Annotated in this window: 9 protein-coding genes; 2 read left to right on the forward strand and 7 right to left on the reverse strand. The window is 41.0% G+C overall.

The features are described 5' to 3' along the window. Positions 1–43: 43 nt before the first annotated feature. Positions 44–415: a hypothetical protein gene (locus tag H6G69_RS25340; RefSeq protein ID WP_190691885.1), complete on the forward strand. Its 372-nt coding sequence runs from the start codon at positions 44–46 to the stop codon at positions 413–415. 144 nt (positions 416–559) lie between these two features. On the opposite strand, the gene H6G69_RS25345 is transcribed toward H6G69_RS25340, so the two are convergent. From H6G69_RS25345 to dnaE, 3 genes are all read right to left on the reverse strand, one after another. Then, on the reverse strand, positions 560–1,306 hold the full coding sequence (locus tag H6G69_RS25345; protein ID WP_190691886.1) for a DsbA family protein: 747 nt from the start codon (positions 1,304–1,306) through the stop codon (positions 560–562). 75 nt (positions 1,307–1,381) lie between these two features. Next, positions 1,382–2,236 carry a sulfurtransferase gene (locus tag H6G69_RS25350; protein ID WP_190691887.1) on the reverse strand — a complete coding sequence of 285 codons (855 nt, stop codon included), beginning with the start codon at positions 2,234–2,236 and terminating at the stop codon, positions 1,382–1,384. 360 nt (positions 2,237–2,596) lie between these two features. Continuing rightward, on the reverse strand, positions 2,597–6,469 hold the full coding sequence (gene dnaE, locus H6G69_RS34130) for a DNA polymerase III subunit alpha (RefSeq protein ID WP_242072182.1): 3,873 nt from the start codon (positions 6,467–6,469) through the stop codon (positions 2,597–2,599). Positions 6,470–6,681: 212 nt separating this feature from the next. On the opposite strand from dnaE, the gene H6G69_RS25370 reads away from it, so the two are divergent. Continuing rightward, the gene (locus H6G69_RS25370) at positions 6,682–7,986 is read left to right on the forward strand and encodes a dicarboxylate/amino acid:cation symporter (protein ID WP_190691888.1); all 1,305 of its coding nucleotides are present in this window, start codon (positions 6,682–6,684) and stop codon (positions 7,984–7,986) included. Between the two features lie 502 nt (positions 7,987–8,488). On the opposite strand, the gene H6G69_RS25375 is transcribed toward H6G69_RS25370, so the two are convergent. The 4 genes from H6G69_RS25375 to H6G69_RS25390 form a co-directional block, all read right to left on the reverse strand. Beyond that, the gene (locus tag H6G69_RS25375; RefSeq protein ID WP_190691889.1) at positions 8,489–9,757 is read right to left on the reverse strand and encodes a hypothetical protein; all 1,269 of its coding nucleotides are present in this window, start codon (positions 9,755–9,757) and stop codon (positions 8,489–8,491) included. A gap of 3 nt (positions 9,758–9,760) precedes the next feature. Beyond that, positions 9,761–10,489 (reverse strand): hypothetical protein, encoded by a 729-nt coding sequence (locus H6G69_RS25380; protein ID WP_190691890.1) that lies wholly within the window; start codon positions 10,487–10,489, stop codon positions 9,761–9,763. 222 nt (positions 10,490–10,711) lie between these two features. Then, entirely contained in the window at positions 10,712–13,390 is a 2,679-nt protein-coding gene (locus tag H6G69_RS25385) for a serine protease (protein WP_206757651.1), read from the reverse strand. 102 nt (positions 13,391–13,492) lie between these two features. Then, positions 13,493–19,414, reverse strand: a complete 5,922-nt coding sequence (locus H6G69_RS25390) for a translocation/assembly module TamB (RefSeq protein ID WP_190691892.1) — start codon at positions 19,412–19,414, stop codon at positions 13,493–13,495. Between the last annotated feature and the right edge of the window lie 556 nt (positions 19,415–19,970).

Consider the following 19,970-nt stretch of genomic DNA (forward strand, 5'->3'; position numbering starts at 1 on the left):
CAAACTCGCTATCCTAGAAACAGAGCAAGACAGTATTACAAAAATGAGCTTTAACAATTCTCAGTTGAATTTGGTAAATCTCCGCCCTTTGCTCACTCTGTTAGCAGTTATCTGGTTGCTAGGTTCATTGGGCTTGGGTTGGTTAGTTAAATCTGTATTTATTTTGTTTGCACTACTTTCATTAGCACCCGTTGTGGCATTCTTCGGGTTTCGCTGGTGGCTACAACGTAATTTAGTGAATGATAAGTGTCCTGTTTGTGCTTATGAATTTACTGGACTCAACAACAGCCAGTTACAATGTCCGAACTGTGGAGAACAGTTATCAGTCCAAAAAGGTCATTTCCAACGCTTTGCGCCAGACGGCACAATTGATGTCACAGCAGTAGAAGTACCAGCTAAATCAATAGAAGATTAAAGGTAATAAATTCATAAGTTGACGGTTAGTGCATAAAACTAACCATCAACTTCATTGAGGAACTTCCAGAAATCAAATGATTCAACGCTCAAGAGCAAAGAGATTCATCAGAATCATTTTTTCTGCTGCTACCCCTGATGATTGTTAACTTGCATTGTCCAATCTCTGTTCAATTTCTGAGGCTTGGACTGAACCTGCGTAGTCTTTGGTATTGATTACTAAAAAGGGTGTGCCAATAACACCCAATTTGTTAGCTAATTGTACATCTTGTCCGATCGCAGTGTTAGCGAGTTGGCGATCGCTGGCAAATTTCTCTAAATCTAGATTGAGTTTTTTGGCAATATCCACATACAAAGCTTCTCCTAATTGTTTTTGATTGGCAAACAAAGCATCGTGATATTCCCAAAACTTACCTTGTTGCTGTGCTGCCCAGGCTGCTTGTGCTGCTGGTAAAGCTTCTGGATGCGCCGCAGTCAAAGGTAAATTTTTATAAACCAATGTCAAATTATCTTTGTGTTTTTCGACTAAAGATTTCAGTGTTTTATGGACTTCCGCACAGTAGGGACATTGAAAATCCGAAAATTCCACTAGCACATTCTGAGAATCAACTGGGCCAGTTCTGGGCGAATCACCAATTACAGCTTGAGGATTTGTTTTTAAATCTTGTAAAAACGCCTGCTGTACTTGCCTTAATTGCGCTTTTTTTTGCTGGTCAAAATTTTGGACGGATTCAATAATGACTTCTGGATGATCGCGTAGGATTTGTAAGACTTGCTGTTCTAATTTGGCATCCATCTTAGTAGCTGCTTGTGCAGGCAACGACCAAGCTAAAACTAAACAAAGCACAGTCATTACTGCCAAGGTGCGTAAGTACTTAAATATTTTCTGCATACCAAAATACTAAGGAAATCAGTACTCCCCTAGTATTACTTAGAAATTGTCAAACTAGTAATTACGAATTACTAATTAAAGAATTCGGCTATCAATCGGTAGTGCAGAATTACGCGACCATTCATTCCAAGAGCCAAAATAATTTTTAGCCGAGATGCCTGCTTCTTGCAAAGCAATGAATGTATTCGCCGCTCTTGAACCTTTAAAGCAGTAAATGTAAACAGTAGACTCGCCTGTAATACCTACAGATTGACAAATTTCGAGAATTTCCGTTTTGGAACGGAACATGGGAATACCCGATTTATTTGTCATCAGACGCTGCCATTCTAACCATACAGCATTGGGGATTCTGCCTTTGCGTGGGCAGAAATCAGCACCGTAAGGTGAAGAACTTAAACCTCGCCATTCGTCGCTATCGCGCACGTCTAATTTGATGATTGCTGGATTGTCGATTGCCTGCAACATCTCGGCTGTAGTCACCATCATCTCAGCTTGAGGATGCAATCTAAAAATGCTGCTGTCTCGTTCGGCGACTTCACTAGTTGTAGATAAGCCAGCCGCCAGCCATGCTTGATATCCTCCATGTAAAACAAATACTTGATTGCAGCCTAGATACTTCAGCAAAAACGCGGCTCGACAAGATTGTCCGTAACCTTGGTTTAAAGTATCCTCATACACAATTAACTTTTCTCCACCAGAGATGCCAAGATTACTCATAATTTCTGCAAAATACTCTTGCAATTTTTTCAATTCCTCTGGTGAAGAACTTTCTAAAAGATAGGTGAAAAAATCTCGAATGTTAATAGATTGAGGAATGTGAGCAACGGCATATTCTTCTGGAGTGCGCGTATCAATAACAACTGTTTTTGTTGACTTTTCTGCTAACAGAGACGTGAGTTCTTGAGGAGATATGAGGAGTTTTGTTTTCACGCTTTCATGCTGCGGCGATTATGTCATTTGGCATTATCACCCCCAGCTAATTTGCAATTTGAAATCCAAATTACAGAAGCATAAATATTAAGTGTTAGGAAATAACTGAGATGAACAGGGTGTAGGGACTCCTCCTTTAAAGAAGGGTTTTGCGTCTGGAAATATATTTGCTGATTTGGCATTGCTGATTAGTGGGATGTTTTTTGTTTCGCGCAAAGGCGCAAAGGCGCGAAGAATCAATATTTTATTTTTGTTAAACATCTCAATTCATCCCGCATTTATGCAACGCCGCTGATTTCTTCTCCTGAAAAGGGTAGACAATTAGTATTAACCGCCACCAAATCTAATCTGGGAGGATGTTTATTCTGGTAAGCCTTGAACTTGCAACAAATCCAATTGGCGTTCAAATATTTCATCTATTGGTAGCATTTGACCATCGGTAGTCATAAATTTATGGTCTTTGGTGGCGCGAATAAACGAACCGTCTTCTAAACAATACTCGAATAATTCTTGTTGTCCTCGATTATGCCATTGGGCGATCGCTTGCGTATAGACATGACCATTACTATCAACGCTAAACACGCTACATTCAAGTTGTTTTTCCACAATTTCGCCGATAGGGACAAAGCCATATTCCACTGTTAATACCTCTGTGTCATAGCTAAGGCAATATTCGGCAAACTTCAACATATCCTCAAATAGCTTTTCGGCTACTTGCTTTTTCACACCATTTTTTGTCGAACCATCAATAAATTTTTCCTGCTGCTTCTGCATTTCCGAAACTTTCTTTTTCCCCATCGCGCGACGCAGCAAGTCAGCTTGTCCTAGAGAATAACCAGCCATATCTTGAGCAATTTTCATGATTTGCTCTTGATAAACCATGATGCCGTAGGTTTCATTTAAAATTGGTTCTAAAATCTGGCTTTCATAGTCAATATTTTCGCGTCCATGTTTGCGGTTAATAAACTTAGGAATTAACCCCGCATCTAAAGGGCCTGGTCTGTATAATGCCAAGATAGAAGAAATATCTTCAATATTAGAAGGCTTCAAATCACGGACAATTTGTTTCATCCCTGATGATTCTAATTGAAATATCCCTTCTAACTCTCCAGATTCTAGCAGTTCATAAGTTTTCTGGACATCTTTAGGCAGGGTTTTATGTTCACCCTTAGCTAAAATCTTTTGTGCCTTTCTTTCTTGATTAGTGATTTCGTAAGGGTCAACTCTATAACCTTTATTATGCTCAATTAAATCAATGGTTTTTTGAATCATTGTCAGGTTTCTTAAACCCAAAAAGTCCATTTTTAATAGACCCATTGATTCTAAATCTTCCATAAAATATTGGGTAATTACTGACCCGTCATTATTTTTTTGTAGAGGTACAATTTCATCAAGAGGGTCAGCAGAAATTACCACCCCAGCCGCGTGAACACCGAAAGTTTTGTTAGTTCCTTCAATTCGCATCGCCATATCAATCCAACGGCGAACATTCGGATCATTATCATATTTTTCTTTAAACTCTGGTTCGGGAGTTGCATCAGAAATCATCACCTTGAGTTTAGTTGGTTTCCCCCGCACCACAGGAATTAACTTTGCCATTTTGTCAGCGTCCCCATAGGGAATATTCAACACCCTGGCGACATCTTTTAAGACAGCTTTAGAAGTTAAGCGGTTAAAGGTAATAATTTGAGCAACTCTATCTGTACCGTATTTTTGAGTCACATAATCAATAACTTTATCCCGTTTTTCAATACAAAAATCGGTATCAATATCAGGCATTGATTTCCGTTCTGGGTTCAAGAAACGCTCAAACAGTAAGCCATGATGTACGGGGTCAATGTTAGTAATACCCATTGTATAAGCTACTAAAGACCCTGCGGCAGAATTATGAATGGCGATTGAGTTGCCGATATAGGAAGTATCACCAGGAACGCTGATATCATAGACATAACCGTTATAGTTCAATGTCTTAGTTTCTTTGATTTTTAGGTAGATATAATTATCATCTACATAAAAACCATCATTGCGATAAAACTTTTGGGGTTTGATACCTACAGGAAAATCAATAAAGTCAGCATTCCAGTCTAAAAGTTGTTTTCCTGATAATTTAACTGAATATTCTACAGACCAATTGACTTTTTGTTTTTTTCTTTTAATGATAGATCCCCAATATCCAAAACGAGCCAATAGTAATCTTAATTGGGCAGCAAGGTTACTAGATGTGGTTGTATATTTGATATTGATAGTTTTATCTTTTGTGCCATTATGACCATCACCGCGAAAAAGATAAGCAATTAAAATTCTGATGTATTCTGACTTACCTTGAGTGACAATTTCATCGGGTATGTGCTTATGGTTGGCTCCTTTACCACACAAGCTAGATAAAAACTCTCCCACAATTCTGGAATAACAGAGAACTTGTAAAGAGTTCTTTTTGGGATGGGGAAATATTTTACTTTCTAAACCAAACACTTGATGAATGAGACGACAAATTTCTTCAGCATAATTCATCTCATCTTTGGCAAGTCCAAAGCCAACCGTGCATTCTCTTTTTCCTAGTCTTGACCATCCCTCAGCAATATAATAGCCAAGAATCCTGGCGATGTCTTCGTTAAAAGTGATGTATCTGGGGATTTTTCGAGTACTTAAATGATTTGTACCGATTTCATACCAAATAAATTCCTGATCAAATCTTAAATGCGATTTAGTTTCTACAAAATTTACTAAATCAAAAACAACTTCTTGTTCAGCAGATTTAACTCTAGGAAAGACAACAAAATCATTTTTGCGGAGTTTTCCAGCTTCTATCCACTTTAATTGATAGTTTTGATATGGTTTAACAGAACAGTATCGAGTACAGCTAGGTTTACAAACATTGGCTTGTTTGATACTCATTACTACACATTCATCAGTTTTAACTGCCCAAATTTTATGGTCTTTAGTTAAAAATAGTTCTTCATTAGCTGCTTTAATTTTGACAATTTCTTCATTACAGGGATATTCATGTTTATAAGTAACAGGTAAGAGATTTCCTTGATGAGTAATTACCTGCTGTCCAACTTGAATATCTTTGATCAAAATTTGTTCGCCACTGGCCAGCATCACCTTAGTATCGCCTAAAACGCATCCACGTCCCGGCCCCACTGGAATATTATTATCTCTCGCAAATTTGATGTAATCCCACACAACTAAAAAGTATGTAGAAAAACCCATTTGCTGGAGCATTTTCAGTTCATATTCTAATCTTTCTTTATATACTGTCTCAACTTCCGCGCGGGATTTTCTATTTAATCTATCTAGTAAGCCTTGCCAAGCAACTTCTTCAACGTAAGTATCAGCAGTGTGACCAGAAGGAATGGGATAATTGGGGATGCGAGGCTCACCCATAATATTGTAAGGCTCGACTTTCTCCGCAACTTCTTCTGTAGTAGCTATTGCTTCTTCAATCACATCATCGGGTAAATGGTCGCGGAATAGCATTCTCATTTCATCAGCAGATTTGAGATATTCTGTACCGCTATAACGCATCCGGTTATCTTCAACAATTAGCTTACCTGTTTGAATACAAAGTAATGCGTCGTGAGCTTCGACATCGTAACAAGAAATATAATGAGAGTCGTTGGTAGCGACAAATTTGATGTTTAATTCTCGGGCAATTTTGACAATTTCAACGTTAACAATGCGGTCTTCTTGAGAGCCGTGGTCTTGAATTTCTAAATAAAAATCATCAGCAAATACATCTTTATACCATTGAGCAACTTTTCTAGCTGCATCTGTCCTGCCACTGAGAATTGCTTGGGGAATTTCACCACCTAAACAAGCACTAGTGACAATTAAACCTTCGTGATATTGTTTAAGTAATTCTTTATTAATACAAGGACGCGAAAAAATACCTTTACCTTGTACACCTTTGAGGTGAGAAAGAGTTGTTAATTTAACTAAATTTTTATAACCTTTATTATTTTTTGCTAAGACAATTTGATGATAGCGGGGACGACGTTCTTGTTTTTCAATATCGCCGTTAATAATATACATTTCGTTGCCAATTATTGGCTTAACATTTTTGCTACGGCAAATTTTCAGCAATTCTACAGCACCATACATCACACCATGATCTGTGACTGCGATCGCCTTTATCCCCAATTCTATGGCACGGTCAATCAAATCAGGTAACTGACTCGCCCCATCCAGCAAACTATAATCGCTATGAATATGTAAAGGTACGAAAGACATAATATTTATTTAATTCGGTCGATGTTAAAGGAAGCAGGAGGCAGAGGGCAGGAGGCTAAAAAACATTTCACACTTCATACTTCACACTTCATACTTCACACTTCATACTTCTTCCCACTCCCTAGATTGATTAGATTATCCTGTTTCAGTAAATTCCACTTCCGCAGTTGTTGTTGTAATAGTTACCTTTGTTCCGTTATTTAGCTGTACCAATGAGTCAAACAGAGAGTCAACATCCGCCCGATAATGCTTCCCGTCCTTGGTGGCGACGTATTCCTTTGACGTTACAAATTGTAATTGCCCTAGGGCTGGCAGTGATTGTAGGAATTTCTCTCGGTGCAGGAAATCCCAGTTCCAGCAATGCTGCTTTCATCAACAATTTGGCAATTCCGGCAGAACTGGTACTTAAGGCACTCCGCGCTTTAGCTACACCACTGATTTTAGTAGCAGTACTGCACACATTTATGACGGCGACTATCCCCGGTACAGCCGGACGACGGTTAGCTTTACTACTGTTGACTAACACTACTGTAGCGATTTTGATTGGGCTTTTCGTGGCTAATGTCCTGCGTCCGGGAACTTGGGGAAGTTTACCCAAGCCACAGACAACCATTGCTAATGCCAATATTGATCCTTGGGGGTTACTTAAAGACGCTGTACCAGAAGCCGTGCTGGGGCCTTTGGTCAGCAATAACGTGATTCAGTTAATTGTAGTTGCCCTGTGCTTTGGCATTGTTTTGCGGGGCTTAAAATCAGAACAAATTGCCCAAGCTAAAACAGGTTATCAGCCAATTGAAGATGTAATTGCTATTTTGTTTGAGGCGGTAATTCGCATTCTCAATTGGGTGATAGCTTTGGTTCCCTTTGCGGTGTTTGGCATTGTGGCTAAAACTGTAGCAGAAAAAGGTTTTGCCCCGTTTATATCTTTGGCAGCTTTTATTGTGGCGGTGTTGGTAGCCTTGGCATTACAAGCTTGTTACTATCTCTCCAGAGTCAAGTTTGGTTCTTGGGTAAACCCATTGAGATTTTTGGCTGGTGGTTCAGATGCGTTTATCACAGCGTTCTCGACTTCTTCTTCGACTGTGACAATGCCTATTACTTGGGAGGTGTTGCAAACCAAAGTCGGTTTAAGGGAGTCTTCCGCATCTTTAGGGGCGTTAGTCGGGGCAAATTTTAATAATGATGGGACTGCCCTTTATGAAGCGATGTCTGCATTATATATTTCTCAAGTGATTGGACAGCATTTAAATTTGGGACAGCAGTTAATTGTAGTGCTGACATCGATTTTTGCATCGGTGGGGGCTGCTGGTATCCCTAATGCTGGGTTGGTGACGATGACTTTGGTGTTTACTTCCGTGCGCTTGCCAACAGAGTATATCGCCTTGTTGGTGACAGTTGACTGGTTTTTAGACCGTTGTCGCACAGCGATTAATGTGATGGGAGATATGACAGTGAGTGCAGTGTTGGATGGGAAAAAGCCACGTTATGAAGAGGAGGATTTTTCTAAGGAAGCTTGATGAATGGGCAGAAACCATCTTTTAATCTTTCTCCTGTAAGGTTACTGTGTACACACAAGTCAAGAATTTTTGTGTTCAACCACATCCCGCCTAGAACTAAAGTTCCAGGCTGATAGCGAAAGTCCACTCAAGTGGACTGGAAAACATTTTTGGTTGAGTCATCTTCAGATGACTTGCGCTATGAGACTCGGAATTGATTCTGAGGCGGGACATATGCACTCAACGAACATTTATTTGTGTTTACACAGTAGCCTATAAAGAAAGAAGCTTTAAAAGTTAAGCAAAAAAGTAGGTTGGGTGGAGCGATAGCATAACCCAACAAAGTATGCTCGGATGTTGGGTTCCGTTCCTCCACCCAACCTACACCAGTCTGTTTACTCACAAGTCAAAAATTTTCGTGTTCAACTTAAACCCTTTTGGCAGAGGGCAAAAATATATTTTCTTTCTCCTGCCTCCTGCCTTTCTTCGGTGAGGTTAAATAACTTGTTGAATTGACGTTAATTTAAGGTTGATTGCTGTTGTTTGAATTGGAGTTAGAAGCATTACTAAATAACCAAGCTAAAAGGTTAGCAACTGTGGCTGCACCAAAGGAGAACAAAGCAATAATGGCATCACGCGGTAAAATGCCATCTAACCAACTACCTTGGATTTTAGACACGGGGAAATCTTGATCTAGTCCGATTTGAATTTGGGTAGTTCTGCCAGAAAAGCGGGCTTCTATGCCTTTTTTGGGGATAATTTGGAGATGACGAATAAGTTGAATATTTAGCGGTTGATTTGGGTTTTCGCCCATGAGGAACTGATTTTGTTTAATTTCTTGTTCTTGTCCTGCCATGCGAATTTTGCCTTCAACAATGGCGGAAATATATAAATCTTCTCGGCTATCGCTGGCGTTTCTATCTACATATAAAAATTTGACATCTTTGGTATCTAGCTTTCCTCTAAACCATTGGGGAATGTTATCTTGAGGAGATTTTTTTAATGTGATATGAATACTAGTATTTTTTGGGATTTGTAACAATAATTCTTTATTATTTGGATTGACAATAAATTCTAGCGGTGCTTGCTCATCAAATTCATTTGGTAATTTTATTCCTGGTAACTTATAACCTTCCAAGGTAACTTTTAAGGGTTCTTCGCCTAAATATAACTCTAGTGTATTGGGATTGCTGTTGGGATGAGGTTGTAAATCAAAAGCTAGTTGCTGACGCTGAAAATCATAATTTAGTTCATTGATTTTTGTCCCTGGTTCTAGGCGAAGTTTAGTTAATTCAATTGTGCTGGTTGCTTTGGGGTTAGCTGGTGTAATTATCCATCGGCTGTTGCGGTCTTTGAGTTGGATTTTTACAGAGTCTAAGTTATTAATTGTTGGTAAAGTTTGACTTTGAAAGCTACCTGTAAAAGTTAGAGTTTGGATACCTTCATTTTCTAATTCTTTAATGTTACGAATATTTTGCATAAAAACTTTTGGTTGCTGGCCATTATAGGTAAAGTTGATTTCTTGAGCGATGAGATTACCTTCAAATATATGATTTCCTGGGATAATGGCGGCTGAAGTGATGATACTGCAAACTAAAAACACTAAAAAGACAATAAAAAATCTTTTGTGCTTATCTAGATATTTTTTTATAAATTGAAAGTAATGATTAATTTTGGCAACACATAGCTGAATAAATCGTACTAATTTCGACAGTTTTAAATTCCGAATTTTATTAATGATGGAAATGATAAATTTGAAAGGTTTGCCTTTGGCTTTTTGCCTATATGCCATGATTTATTTTAACCAATTGGGGTTATGTTCAAAGTCTATTCGTCTTTCGAGGCGTTCGCTTGGTTGATTGCTTTGTTCAATAAATGCAACGTAGTGTACTTGATAGCGTCCGGCTGGGGCGTTGCGTCCATCCCAGGTAAAGATAATTTCTCCATTTTTGGGGTTTAATTTGGGAGCAGTATAGATTGGTTTCTGATTTGGGGAAAGAATTTTAAAGCTGGTGAAGTTGACTCGACTTTCGGAATAAAAGGTAAATTCATACTTACCAGAAGTTTGCCCTAAAATAACGGGAACATAAACTTTTTGCGAACCAAGTAGATAGGATGCCGAAGCGCGGAGGCTGTTTGCCGGGATTTTTGCTTGTGTGAGGACGTAAGTATTCCAGCTAAAGCGGAAACGTGAATTATTGTTAGACAATAATAAATCATCTAATTGGTAGCGATAATTATCACCGAAAGATTGAACTATTACCTGGGGATTTTTACCGTCACGAATTTGAGGAACTTGTAATGTCAGGGTTTTGCCGTAACTGGCAATGTTGCGGGTGACAATGGAAATTAGGGTTAAGCTATTACCGCTTAATAGTTCTTCTTTGATACCTTCGCACCGTTGCGGTGGTTGGCGGCGGATGTAGTCGGTACTGCGGGGATTTCCTGGTGAACAATTAGCAGTAGCAGGTAAATGGGTGAGGTTGAGGATTAAGAGACTGGTAAGAATAATTTTGTAATTCATGGTTTGTTTAAAGTAGTTTTACATAGCAACTAAAGAATAAATGTCATTGCGTTCGCGTAGCGTCTCGTAGAGAGGAGGAACGACGACGCAATCGCATGGCTTTATTCTCAGTGCTAAAATTGGCGATTGCTTCTCTCCACTTCGTTGCGTTTGCAATGACATTTGGCGTGTGACTGGCGTGGGTTAGGGAGGATTTTGGTACAGTTTGATAGTTTATAAACATCATTTAAAGCTAATATTCCAGGTGGAAAGTTGTTTTTTAACCTCAGATATGGGGTAGGCTAAATTTCGAGTTTCGCCTGTTTTGCGGGCGTAAACTATGCCGACGAGCCGATTTTGGGAGTCGAGGACGGGACTACCAGAAAAACCGGGTTTGAGTTTGGCTTCAGTGATTTCTAGTTGTTGGGTTTGAGAGTTTTTGATTTTGCCTGATTGTACAGACCATGATTTATCTTCACGCCGTTGTGCAGAATGACCGATAATTTGAACGGGCATTTTGGGGTTAATGGGAGTTGCAGAGATGGGTAAGGGTTGGATATCTTCTGGCAGCTTATCGGTGATTTCTAAAATTTCTAAATCGAGTTTATTTGTAGTAATTATTTTCAACGGCTTGGCCTTGCGCCGCATTCGCACACGGTCTGGTGGTGGTGTGCTGAAAAATTCTACTTGAATATTTTTACCTTGTTCGTCGCCATCAAAAATGACGTGACGATTGGTGAGAATTAATGTGCGGTTGCCTTCTCGTTGAATAACTACGCCAGTACCAATCTCTGTTCCCTGGCGTTGACTGTTGAAAAACTCGGCAGTGATGAGTACCACAGAACGCTTAACAGGTAGGTTGGGGTCATTTTTGGGCAACCATTGGCGATCGTCTTCTACACTTGCTAGTTTATTCTGTTGTTCTGTCCATAATCGCCGTGCTTGTCTATTGTTATTTCTGGCGTAGATATAATCAGGGTCAAGAGCTTCGGCTTTGTCGAAATGTTTTATGGCTTCTTGCAGTTTCCCTTGCTGTTGGAATGTTAAACCCAAGCCATTGTTAGCGAGAGTATGAGCAGTGCTTGGAGTTCTATAAGTGCTTTCTGGTAATTTTAGAGCTTTTTGGAAGGCGGCGACGGCGGCTTCTAATTTGTTTTGGTCTTTCAGAGCAATGCCGAGATTGTAGTAAGCACGAGTATATTTACGGTTGAGTTGAATGGCTTTTTCGTAGGCGGCGACGGCAGCTTCTAATTTCTTTTGGTCTCTCAGGACATTGCCGAGGTTGTAGTAAGCATCAGGATCTTTAGGGTTGAGTTGAATGGCTTTTTCGTAGGCGGCGACGGCAGCTTCTAATTTCTTTTGGTCACTCAGGACATTGCCGAGGTTGTAGTAAGCAGTGGCAAAGTTAGGGTTGAGTTGAATGGCTTTTTCGTAGGCGGCGACGGCAGCTTCTAATTTTTTTTGGTCACTCAGGACATTGCCGAGGTTGTTGTAAGCAGTGGCATAGTTAGGGTTGAGTTGAATGGCTTTTTCGTAGGCGGCAATGGCAGCTTCTAATTTTTTTTGGTCTCTCAGGGCAAGGCCGAGGTTGTTGTAAGCAGTGGCATAGTTAGGGTTGAGTTGAATGGCTTTTTCGTAGGCGGCGACGGCAGCTTCTAATTTTTTTTGGTCACTCAGGACAATGCCGAGGTTGTAGTAAGCACCAGCAAAGTTAGGGTTGAGTTGAATGGCTTTTTCGTAGGCGGCGACGGCAGCTTCTAATTTGTTTTGGTCACTCAGGACATTGCCGAGGTTGTAGTAAGCAGTGGCATAGTTAGGGTTGAGTTGAATCGCTTTTTCGTAGGCGGCGACGGCAGCTTCTAATTTGTTTTGGTCTCTCAGGGCAATGCCGAGGTTGTTGTAAGCAGTGGCATAGTTAGGGTTGAGTTGAATGGCTTTTTCGTAGGCGGCGACGGCAGCTTCTAATTTGTTTTGGTCACTCAGGACAAGGCCGAGACCGTTATAAGCATAGGCATAGTTAGGGTTGAGTTGAATGGCTTTTTCGTAGGCGGCGACGGCAGCTTCTAATTTGTTTTGGTCTCTCAGGGCATTGCCGAGACCGTTATAAGCATAGGCAAATTTAGGGTTGAGTTGAATGGCTTTTTCGTAGGCGGCAATGGCAGCTTCTAATTTTTTTTGGTCTCTCAGGGCAAGGCCGAGACCGTTATAAGCATAGGCATAGTTAGGGTTGAGTTGAATGGCTTTTGCGTAGGCGGCGACGGCAGCTTCTAATTTTTTTTGGTCTCTCAGGGCATTGCCGAGACCGTTATAAGCATAGGCAAATTTAGGGTTGAGTTGAATGGCTTTTTCGTAGGCGGCAATGGCAGCTTCTAATTTTTTTTGGTCTCTCAGGGCATTGCCGAGATTGTTGTAAGCATAGGCAAATTTAGGGTTGAGTTGAATGGCTTTTTCGTAGGCGGCGACTGCTTCATCGAATTTATTCTGGTAATATAGGGCATTGCCGATGCCATTGTAAGCAGTAGCTAAGTTAGGGTTAATTTGCAAGGCTTTGTTGTATTGTGCGATCGCCTCTTCTGGTTTCCCTTGAGCATTCAGCACACTACCTATCCCTACGTAAGCTTCTGCGTCATTGGCATTAAGTTCTAAAGCTTTCTGGTGTGCGGCATTAGCCGCATCTAATTTTCCCTGTCGCCGCAAGGCATTTCCCAAATTGTTATAAGCTTTGCCGTTATTGGGTTCTAGTTGCAAAACTTTTCGCCAAATTGTCTCCGCTTGGGCGTTATTACCAACTACTTCGGCGGCGTTGCCTTGTTCAAATAACTGTTCAATACTGGTTTGAGCAACTACAAGCTGGGGTGTGGTTGCTAGAGATAAGATTAAGAATAGGTTAGTAAGTAAGCGATCGCGCATAAGAAAGCCCAAGCTTTCTGATATTGTACTAGTACTTACGTGAAATTCGCCATACAGCAGTTCAATAATTGATACTTTGCTTACGCAATAGATTCTGCGTAAGTTATATTAATTTTAAAATCGATTTTGATATTCAATAATTGCCCGACTATCATCATCTAAATTAGTAGAAGCGCGCACCCGTAGTTCGTTATTAATGCGGTAATTAATCCCCCATTGAATGGGATCGTTAGCTGTCAAGATTTTGATACTAGATAAAGAAAATTTTGTCGAAATATCAATGCCTGCTTCGGCGGCTAATTCTAAAGTCGAACTGGTTCTACCTGCTTCTGGATTATCAGAAATCACTGTTGGAAATATGCGAAATTCGCTTAAACCAAAGGCATTACCGATTTGGTTAAAGGCTGTTTGAAAGTTATTAAAAACAGCAGAACCCGCAATATTAATTAAGCCTAAAGTGCTGTCACCACGGCCTTGAGTATCCACAAAACCACCACCCAACAAAGCGACAAGTTCTGTTTGGCTGCGTGATGGACTGCTGGTTAGTTCTAGATTTTCGTTGAGTTTGCTAGCCGGGCCTTGAACTCTGGCTTCTACTCTGACACTTTCTAAAGCACCTAATCCACCTGTGGTAGTGGCTCTGGTAAAATCTGAACCCTGCACAACATCTAAAACTTTGGCAAATAGCTGTACATCTAAAATTGGGTCGCGGGGTTGGCTAGCGCGAAATGTCGCTGTATTTTCGTAACCGCGAACCAAGTTAAATTGAGTAGTAAATAAATTCACCCCTCCCTTTTGCAGGCGAATTGTACCATCTGGTATGGGGTCAGCTAAGGAACCGTTAACTTTGAGATTACCTGTAGCTTGGAAACTGAGAATGGGCGGACGGGTAATTTGGATGTTGTTACCTAAGGTTAATTCCAGATTACTTAACCGCGTTGTGTTGTTTCTACTTTCTGTTTTGTCTTGCTTGTTGGCTTTCGATGCTGAGGTAACACCAGAATTCGCGTTGGCTGATTCTGCTAATAAAACTTGACCATCATATATCTGAATTTGACCGCCAATAATGGGGTTTAACGCCGAACCAGTGATTTGTAAATTGCCATTAGCTCCACCTTGATACAATCCTTTGAGGTTCAAATTTAGCCCTTCTAGACTAATAGTTAGAGGATTATTTGGTGTTTGTCCATTATTAAAAACGGGAAGTTCACCAGCAGCAGTTACTTGACCTCGGCTAAATCTGCCTTGGATACTTTCGACTAAAATGCGGTCAAAGTTGAACTGTACTTTGCCTGTTACGCGTCTGACTTTACCTGGTAAGGCTGGGGCTGAAAAAGTAGCATCTTGGACAGAGGCAATTCCCGTTAATTCTGGTCTTTGTCTGGTTCCGCGAACTTTCAGGTCAATATCACCTTCTCCTTTTTCAAAGGCTACTTGATCAGTGAGTAGGTTTAACAGTGCTAATCCTTCATTTTTGACTTTGACATCTAAGCTAATTTCGTTACTGATTGGTGGGGTAGCAGCAAAGGGTAAGGGATAGGGGATACTACCAGTAATATTTACGGGTTCTGGCCCAGAAACAGCAACGGTACTGCCAAAGTTCAAGCGTCCGTTACTATAGTTGAAACTGGCTGTGGCCGAATTTACAGCCTTTTGATTGAGGGTTCCATTGGTAATTTCTAATTCACCTTGGGCTTGGGGGTTGGCTGCGCCTCCGGCTAAGGCGGCTGAGGCGTTGAGATTACCTGTAATCTCAATTGGTAGTTTGACAAAGTTATTAATTAAAGCGATGGGAAAATTCGTGACGCGCAATTGACCTGATTGGTCTTGACCGCCGATGTTACCTGTAAAGGCTAGCAGGCTATTTTCTAATTCCACCCGCAAGGGTCGCAACTGCAATATACCATTTTCAAAGCTGCCTTGGGCAATAATTTGTTTAGCACGATAAAAACGTAGACGCGTTCGCGCAGCGTCTCGTAGAGAAGCGGCTTGTCCTTGGACATCGCTTTCAGTTGCTTTACCCCAGGTAAAGTTCTGCCCGTTAACATTAAATTGTACTGATAAACCTTTAGCTGTGGCCGTATCTAAGGCAACTTCGGCGTTAAATGTTCCTTGCAAATCTGCGAGTTCTGGTAAGGGAGTCGCGTCCAGTCGTTGTTGTTGCTGCTGGGCTAACTCGGCTTCTATTTCATAAAAACGCTGGAGTTGATCTAGTAGAGGCTGATTTGGCAAACCGCGCGAGTATGTAGTTAAATCTGCGGCTTTACCATAAGCTGGTGCTGACATTCCTCGCTGCAAATCTTGGATATCAAATATCTGCGCTACTGTTAGCACATCTTGGATATTACCCTGATTCACTTTGAGTTTGCCTTGGAGTTGTGGCCCTCTAGCCGTTTGCCCAACACTTCCGGCGAAGGCGTAGGTACTGTTACCTTTGATAAATTGACTGCTGGTCAGGGTGGCTTTACCGTTGGCGTAGCTAAATTGAGCCGTTAAGCGATCGCCTTTTATCCTACCAATTTTTGGACTAGCGATCGCTAAATTACCATTGGCTGTAAAAGCTTGTTGATTAACACGCAAATCACCACTAATTAACCCAGCTATGGTTCCCGTGCCTAAACGCAGTGCTGCTGGTGGTGATAAGTTCAAGATTTGTAAGGGGAAGTTCTGCACATTTAAGGCAATATTATTTCCTTGAAATTGACCAGTTGCTGAGGCATCTTGCCACTGGACTAAAAAGTTTTTTGGGCGATTATTCGCATCTAAATTTACAGCAATCCTATCTCTATTCCCTGCCAAATTTAAATTTAATCCCCTTCCTTGGGCAGAATCAATATTGCCAGTTAACAATGGTTCAAAGGCAATATCTTGAATCACAAAGTTGCGTACAGCGATTTGTCCGGCAACATTTGGTAATGGTAATTTGCCTGTGACTCTACCGTTAAAATCAACTTTACCTTTGACAGCTACCTGATTGGGTAAATTAATTGGTAACTGTTGCAAATTGTAGTCCTGGGCTTGGACGTTGAGATTTAAAGCGGTAATTTCGGGGATACCTGCTTTATTTGCATTAGCTGAAATATCACCACTGACATTTAAACCTGGGGCTGTCAGTTGATTAATTGCTAGTTTCTCACCATTCCAGGCGATCGCAGCTGTTAGTGGTCTTTCTAATCCTGGCAAGCCTTGAGATAACTGCACTCGACCAGACGCATTCACATTTGCCAATGTCGCCGAACCTAACGCCCCAGCCACTTGCAGCCTACCGCCCAACTGTCCCCGCAATTGCTGATTCAATCGGGTTAATTGTACACCTGCTGCATCAACTAGCGCTTGATAGCGGCCGTTATTTACTTGAATATTACTAGCAGTAATTGTCCCACCCGCCACGTTTAACTTCGCCTGTCCACTCGCTTGAATACTCTGCGGCCGGAAGGAAGCCACCGAACCCGCCACATTTAATTGACCTGTTAAATTACCTTGAAATTGTGGCGGTACAGCTGCCAATCTCTGCACAGGTACATTATTAGCTTGAATTTGCGCTTGATAACGACCGTTATTAACTTGAATATTACTGGCGGTAATTGTCCCACCTGCGACGGTTAATTTTGCCTGTCCACTCGCTTGAATACTCTGCGGCTGGAAGGAAGCAACAGAACCAGCGACATTTAATTGACCTGTTAAATTGCCTTGAAATTGTGGTGGTACTGTGGTTAAGCGTTGCACTGGCACATTGTTAGCTTGCAGTTGCGCTTGATAACGACCGTTATTAACTTGAATATTGCTAGCAGTAATTGTCCCATCTGCTACGGTCAATTTTGCCTGGCCACTAGCTTGAATACTCTGCGGCTGGAAAGATTCAACCGAACCCGCGACATTAAACTGACCAGTTAGCCTACCGCGAATTTGTTGGGTATTGGGTGCAAGTTCCTGCACCGCCAGATTATTAGCTAACAGTTGCGCTTGATAAACACCATTGGCTAGTTGAATGTTTGAGGCTGTAACTGTCCCACCTGCGACGCTGAGGTTAGCTTTACCATTCCCCCGCAGAGTTTTTAAGCTGAAATTTTCTCGATTCCCGGCAATTTGGAATGTGCCAGATAATGGCCCTTGCAAAGCTGGGGGTGCTTGTTTGAGGATGCGTGCTAGACGCACATTATTAGCTACTAATTGGGCAGCAAAGGTTTTGTCTTGTAATTGTAGGCTAGAAATAGCGATCGCTCCACCGCCAATCTGCAAGGCTGCACCTTGAGTGCGAATCGCCGCAATTTGAAATGGTGCGCTGCTACCAGCTAAAATTAAGCGACCGTTAAATTCTGCCCCGGCTAAGGAGATATTTTGCAGTTGATTTGGGTTGACAAACCGCGATATCTGCACGCCCTCACCGTCAACCACAGCTTGCCAACGCTGATTAATATAGCTGCCAGTTCCCCGCACTACACCGCCACCCACATTCAGTGCCACATTACGAAAATATACAGTGCGGTCAGGGGCAATAATAGTTTCACCAGTACCAGGGTAAGTAGCTTGTGGTGCTTGCCATTTAACTAATGTTTGCACATTGGTTGGTGCGCCAGTAAGTTGGGCAGTACCAGAGACACTACCAATTTTAAAAGCAGGGGTGGTATTGTAACGTTGGGCGATCGCATCCCCAGGAACATTCCTGGCTGTAAAACTTAAATTAATTTGCGGTTTTGTTCCCAGTTGGATATTACCACCACCATTAATTTCTCCCCCAAAAGTCGTTGCACCTTCAATGTCTTTCAAAGTCAGCAATGAAGTATTTGGGGAAAAACTGAATCTACTACTAATACTTTTAAAATCAACTTTATCAATTCGGGCAGTGTTAATAGTTGCCACTGTACCTGCAAGCACTGGTTTAGTCGGAGTCCCAGTTATTTGTAAATTAGCTTTGAGTTGTCCTGCTACAGGTAGGGGCAGTTTTAATTTGAGTGTTTCTTGGGCATTGGCTACACTCACGGCTTTGACTCTACCTGCTAACCGATAACCTGCATGACTATCAATAATTCCCTGAGCTACCACAGGAATTTTGCCATAGTTGCTAGTCAGATTCTCCAGTCTAATTTCTGTACCTTGAAAGTAAATATCTCCTTCTGTATTCCTTAAAGGTTGCGGTACGCGAGGAATTTGGAGAGTGACTTTTTGTAAATCTGCACTGCCATACAACAATGGATCTTTTTCTGGTGCTAGTTTTATTTGTAAGTCGCCATTCACTCTACCTGAGATTAAATTTATTGGTATTTTCACCAACCGCGTAATACTAGAAGCGAGTAAATCTTGTCCATGTAGCTGCATATCATAGACTTGGGTTTTTGGGCGCGTCTGTCCTTTAATTGCCACATTGCCGCCGCTTTCTGCCTTTCCTAAAACATCAAACTTCACCAACTGGTTATTCTCCAGCAATTGGGCAGAACCATTGAGCTGCAAAAATGCTACCCCAGAATCTAAATCTCCTAACTTGCCCTGTTTACCTTGTGCTAGCTGTTTTCTTTGACGCGGCACTAACACCAGTTTGCCATTACGCAGTCGCAGATTATCTAAATCTGTTTTAATCAGTCCGCTTTTACCAGGTGGTGCAATTTTTGTCGTTACCCAACGTCCTTGGATGTCTTGTTCTAGGTAGACATCAGCATTGATTAAGGTGACATCCAACTTCAACTGCCGATACCAAATTAACTGCCACGGATTAAACCCTACATCTACTGCGGCTACTACTGCCCTATCTGGGTCTGTGGCTGTGGCTGGAATTGTAGAAGCCCCAAACTGCACCCCTGTGAGAGAAAAGTTGGTGACTTGTCCTAGTTTTACAGGGCGATTAATTGTATTTGTCAGGCTTTTTTCTGCTAATGGCGCTAACTCTTTTTGAATAAAATTTTGTAATTTCCAAATCCCAGCAATAATACCCACTAACACAATTCCTAACAAAGGAATACCAACACGACTCAAAATTAGCAACCACAGACGTATGGGGGTGCGAGTATCAGCTTGACGTTCTTGATTGCGAGAGTTAGTCATGTGGTTTCACTCTTTAATTTGCTTGGTATGGTAGGCACATTGCTAGAGTATTCACGTCATATTTTCTCACTCTGCCAATTCCCCAATCCAAAACAATTTGAGATTTGAGAATTTGTCTAACTTGAGTCAATCCAGCCTTGCTATTTAAAAGGAATTGGGGGAATATTCAATTAAAATTCACAGCATCGGGAAACTTTGATTGATGTAGCAGTAGAAAATATCGGTGAGAACGAAAACTCTAATCATCAAACATGAATAGTAATTGGCATTCAACGCTGTTGTTTGCTACATTGCCAAAATCAAATTAGACAAAATCATCTTTTTCATTGCCTGCAATCTCATCTTCAATTGTAACTTCTAATTTTTGTAATATAAAATGCTTTCATTTAAGTAAATATACGAGGAATAATTGAGATTTTTAGAGATAAACTCAAGCAGATAAAATAATTGCTGATACTATTTATACTATATATTTTCAAATTAATAAAGATAAAGTAAAGACTAAGCAGGTGAAGTCTCGGAAAAACTCACCATGCATCTACAACTTACATTCAAT

Origin of the sequence: Nostoc sp. FACHB-110, assembly GCF_014697425.1 — a bacterium.
Lineage (GTDB): Bacteria > Cyanobacteriota > Cyanobacteriia > Cyanobacteriales > Nostocaceae > Nostoc_B.

Coding starts and splice junctions, on each gene's coding strand:
- H6G69_RS25340 (WP_190691885.1), top strand. CDS start 44: ATGAGCTTTAACAATTCTCAGTTGAATTTGGTAAATCTCCGCCCTTTG.
- H6G69_RS25345 (WP_190691886.1), bottom strand. CDS start 1,306: ATGCAGAAAATATTTAAGTACTTACGCACCTTGGCAGTAATGACTGTG.
- dnaE (WP_242072182.1), bottom strand. CDS start 6,469: ATGTCTTTCGTACCTTTACATATTCATAGCGATTATAGTTTGCTGGAT.
- H6G69_RS25370 (WP_190691888.1), top strand. CDS start 6,682: ATGAGTCAAACAGAGAGTCAACATCCGCCCGATAATGCTTCCCGTCCT.
- H6G69_RS25375 (WP_190691889.1), bottom strand. CDS start 9,757: ATGGCATATAGGCAAAAAGCCAAAGGCAAACCTTTCAAATTTATCATT.
- H6G69_RS25380 (WP_190691890.1), bottom strand. CDS start 10,489: ATGAATTACAAAATTATTCTTACCAGTCTCTTAATCCTCAACCTCACC.
- H6G69_RS25390 (WP_190691892.1), bottom strand. CDS start 19,414: ATGACTAACTCTCGCAATCAAGAACGTCAAGCTGATACTCGCACCCCC.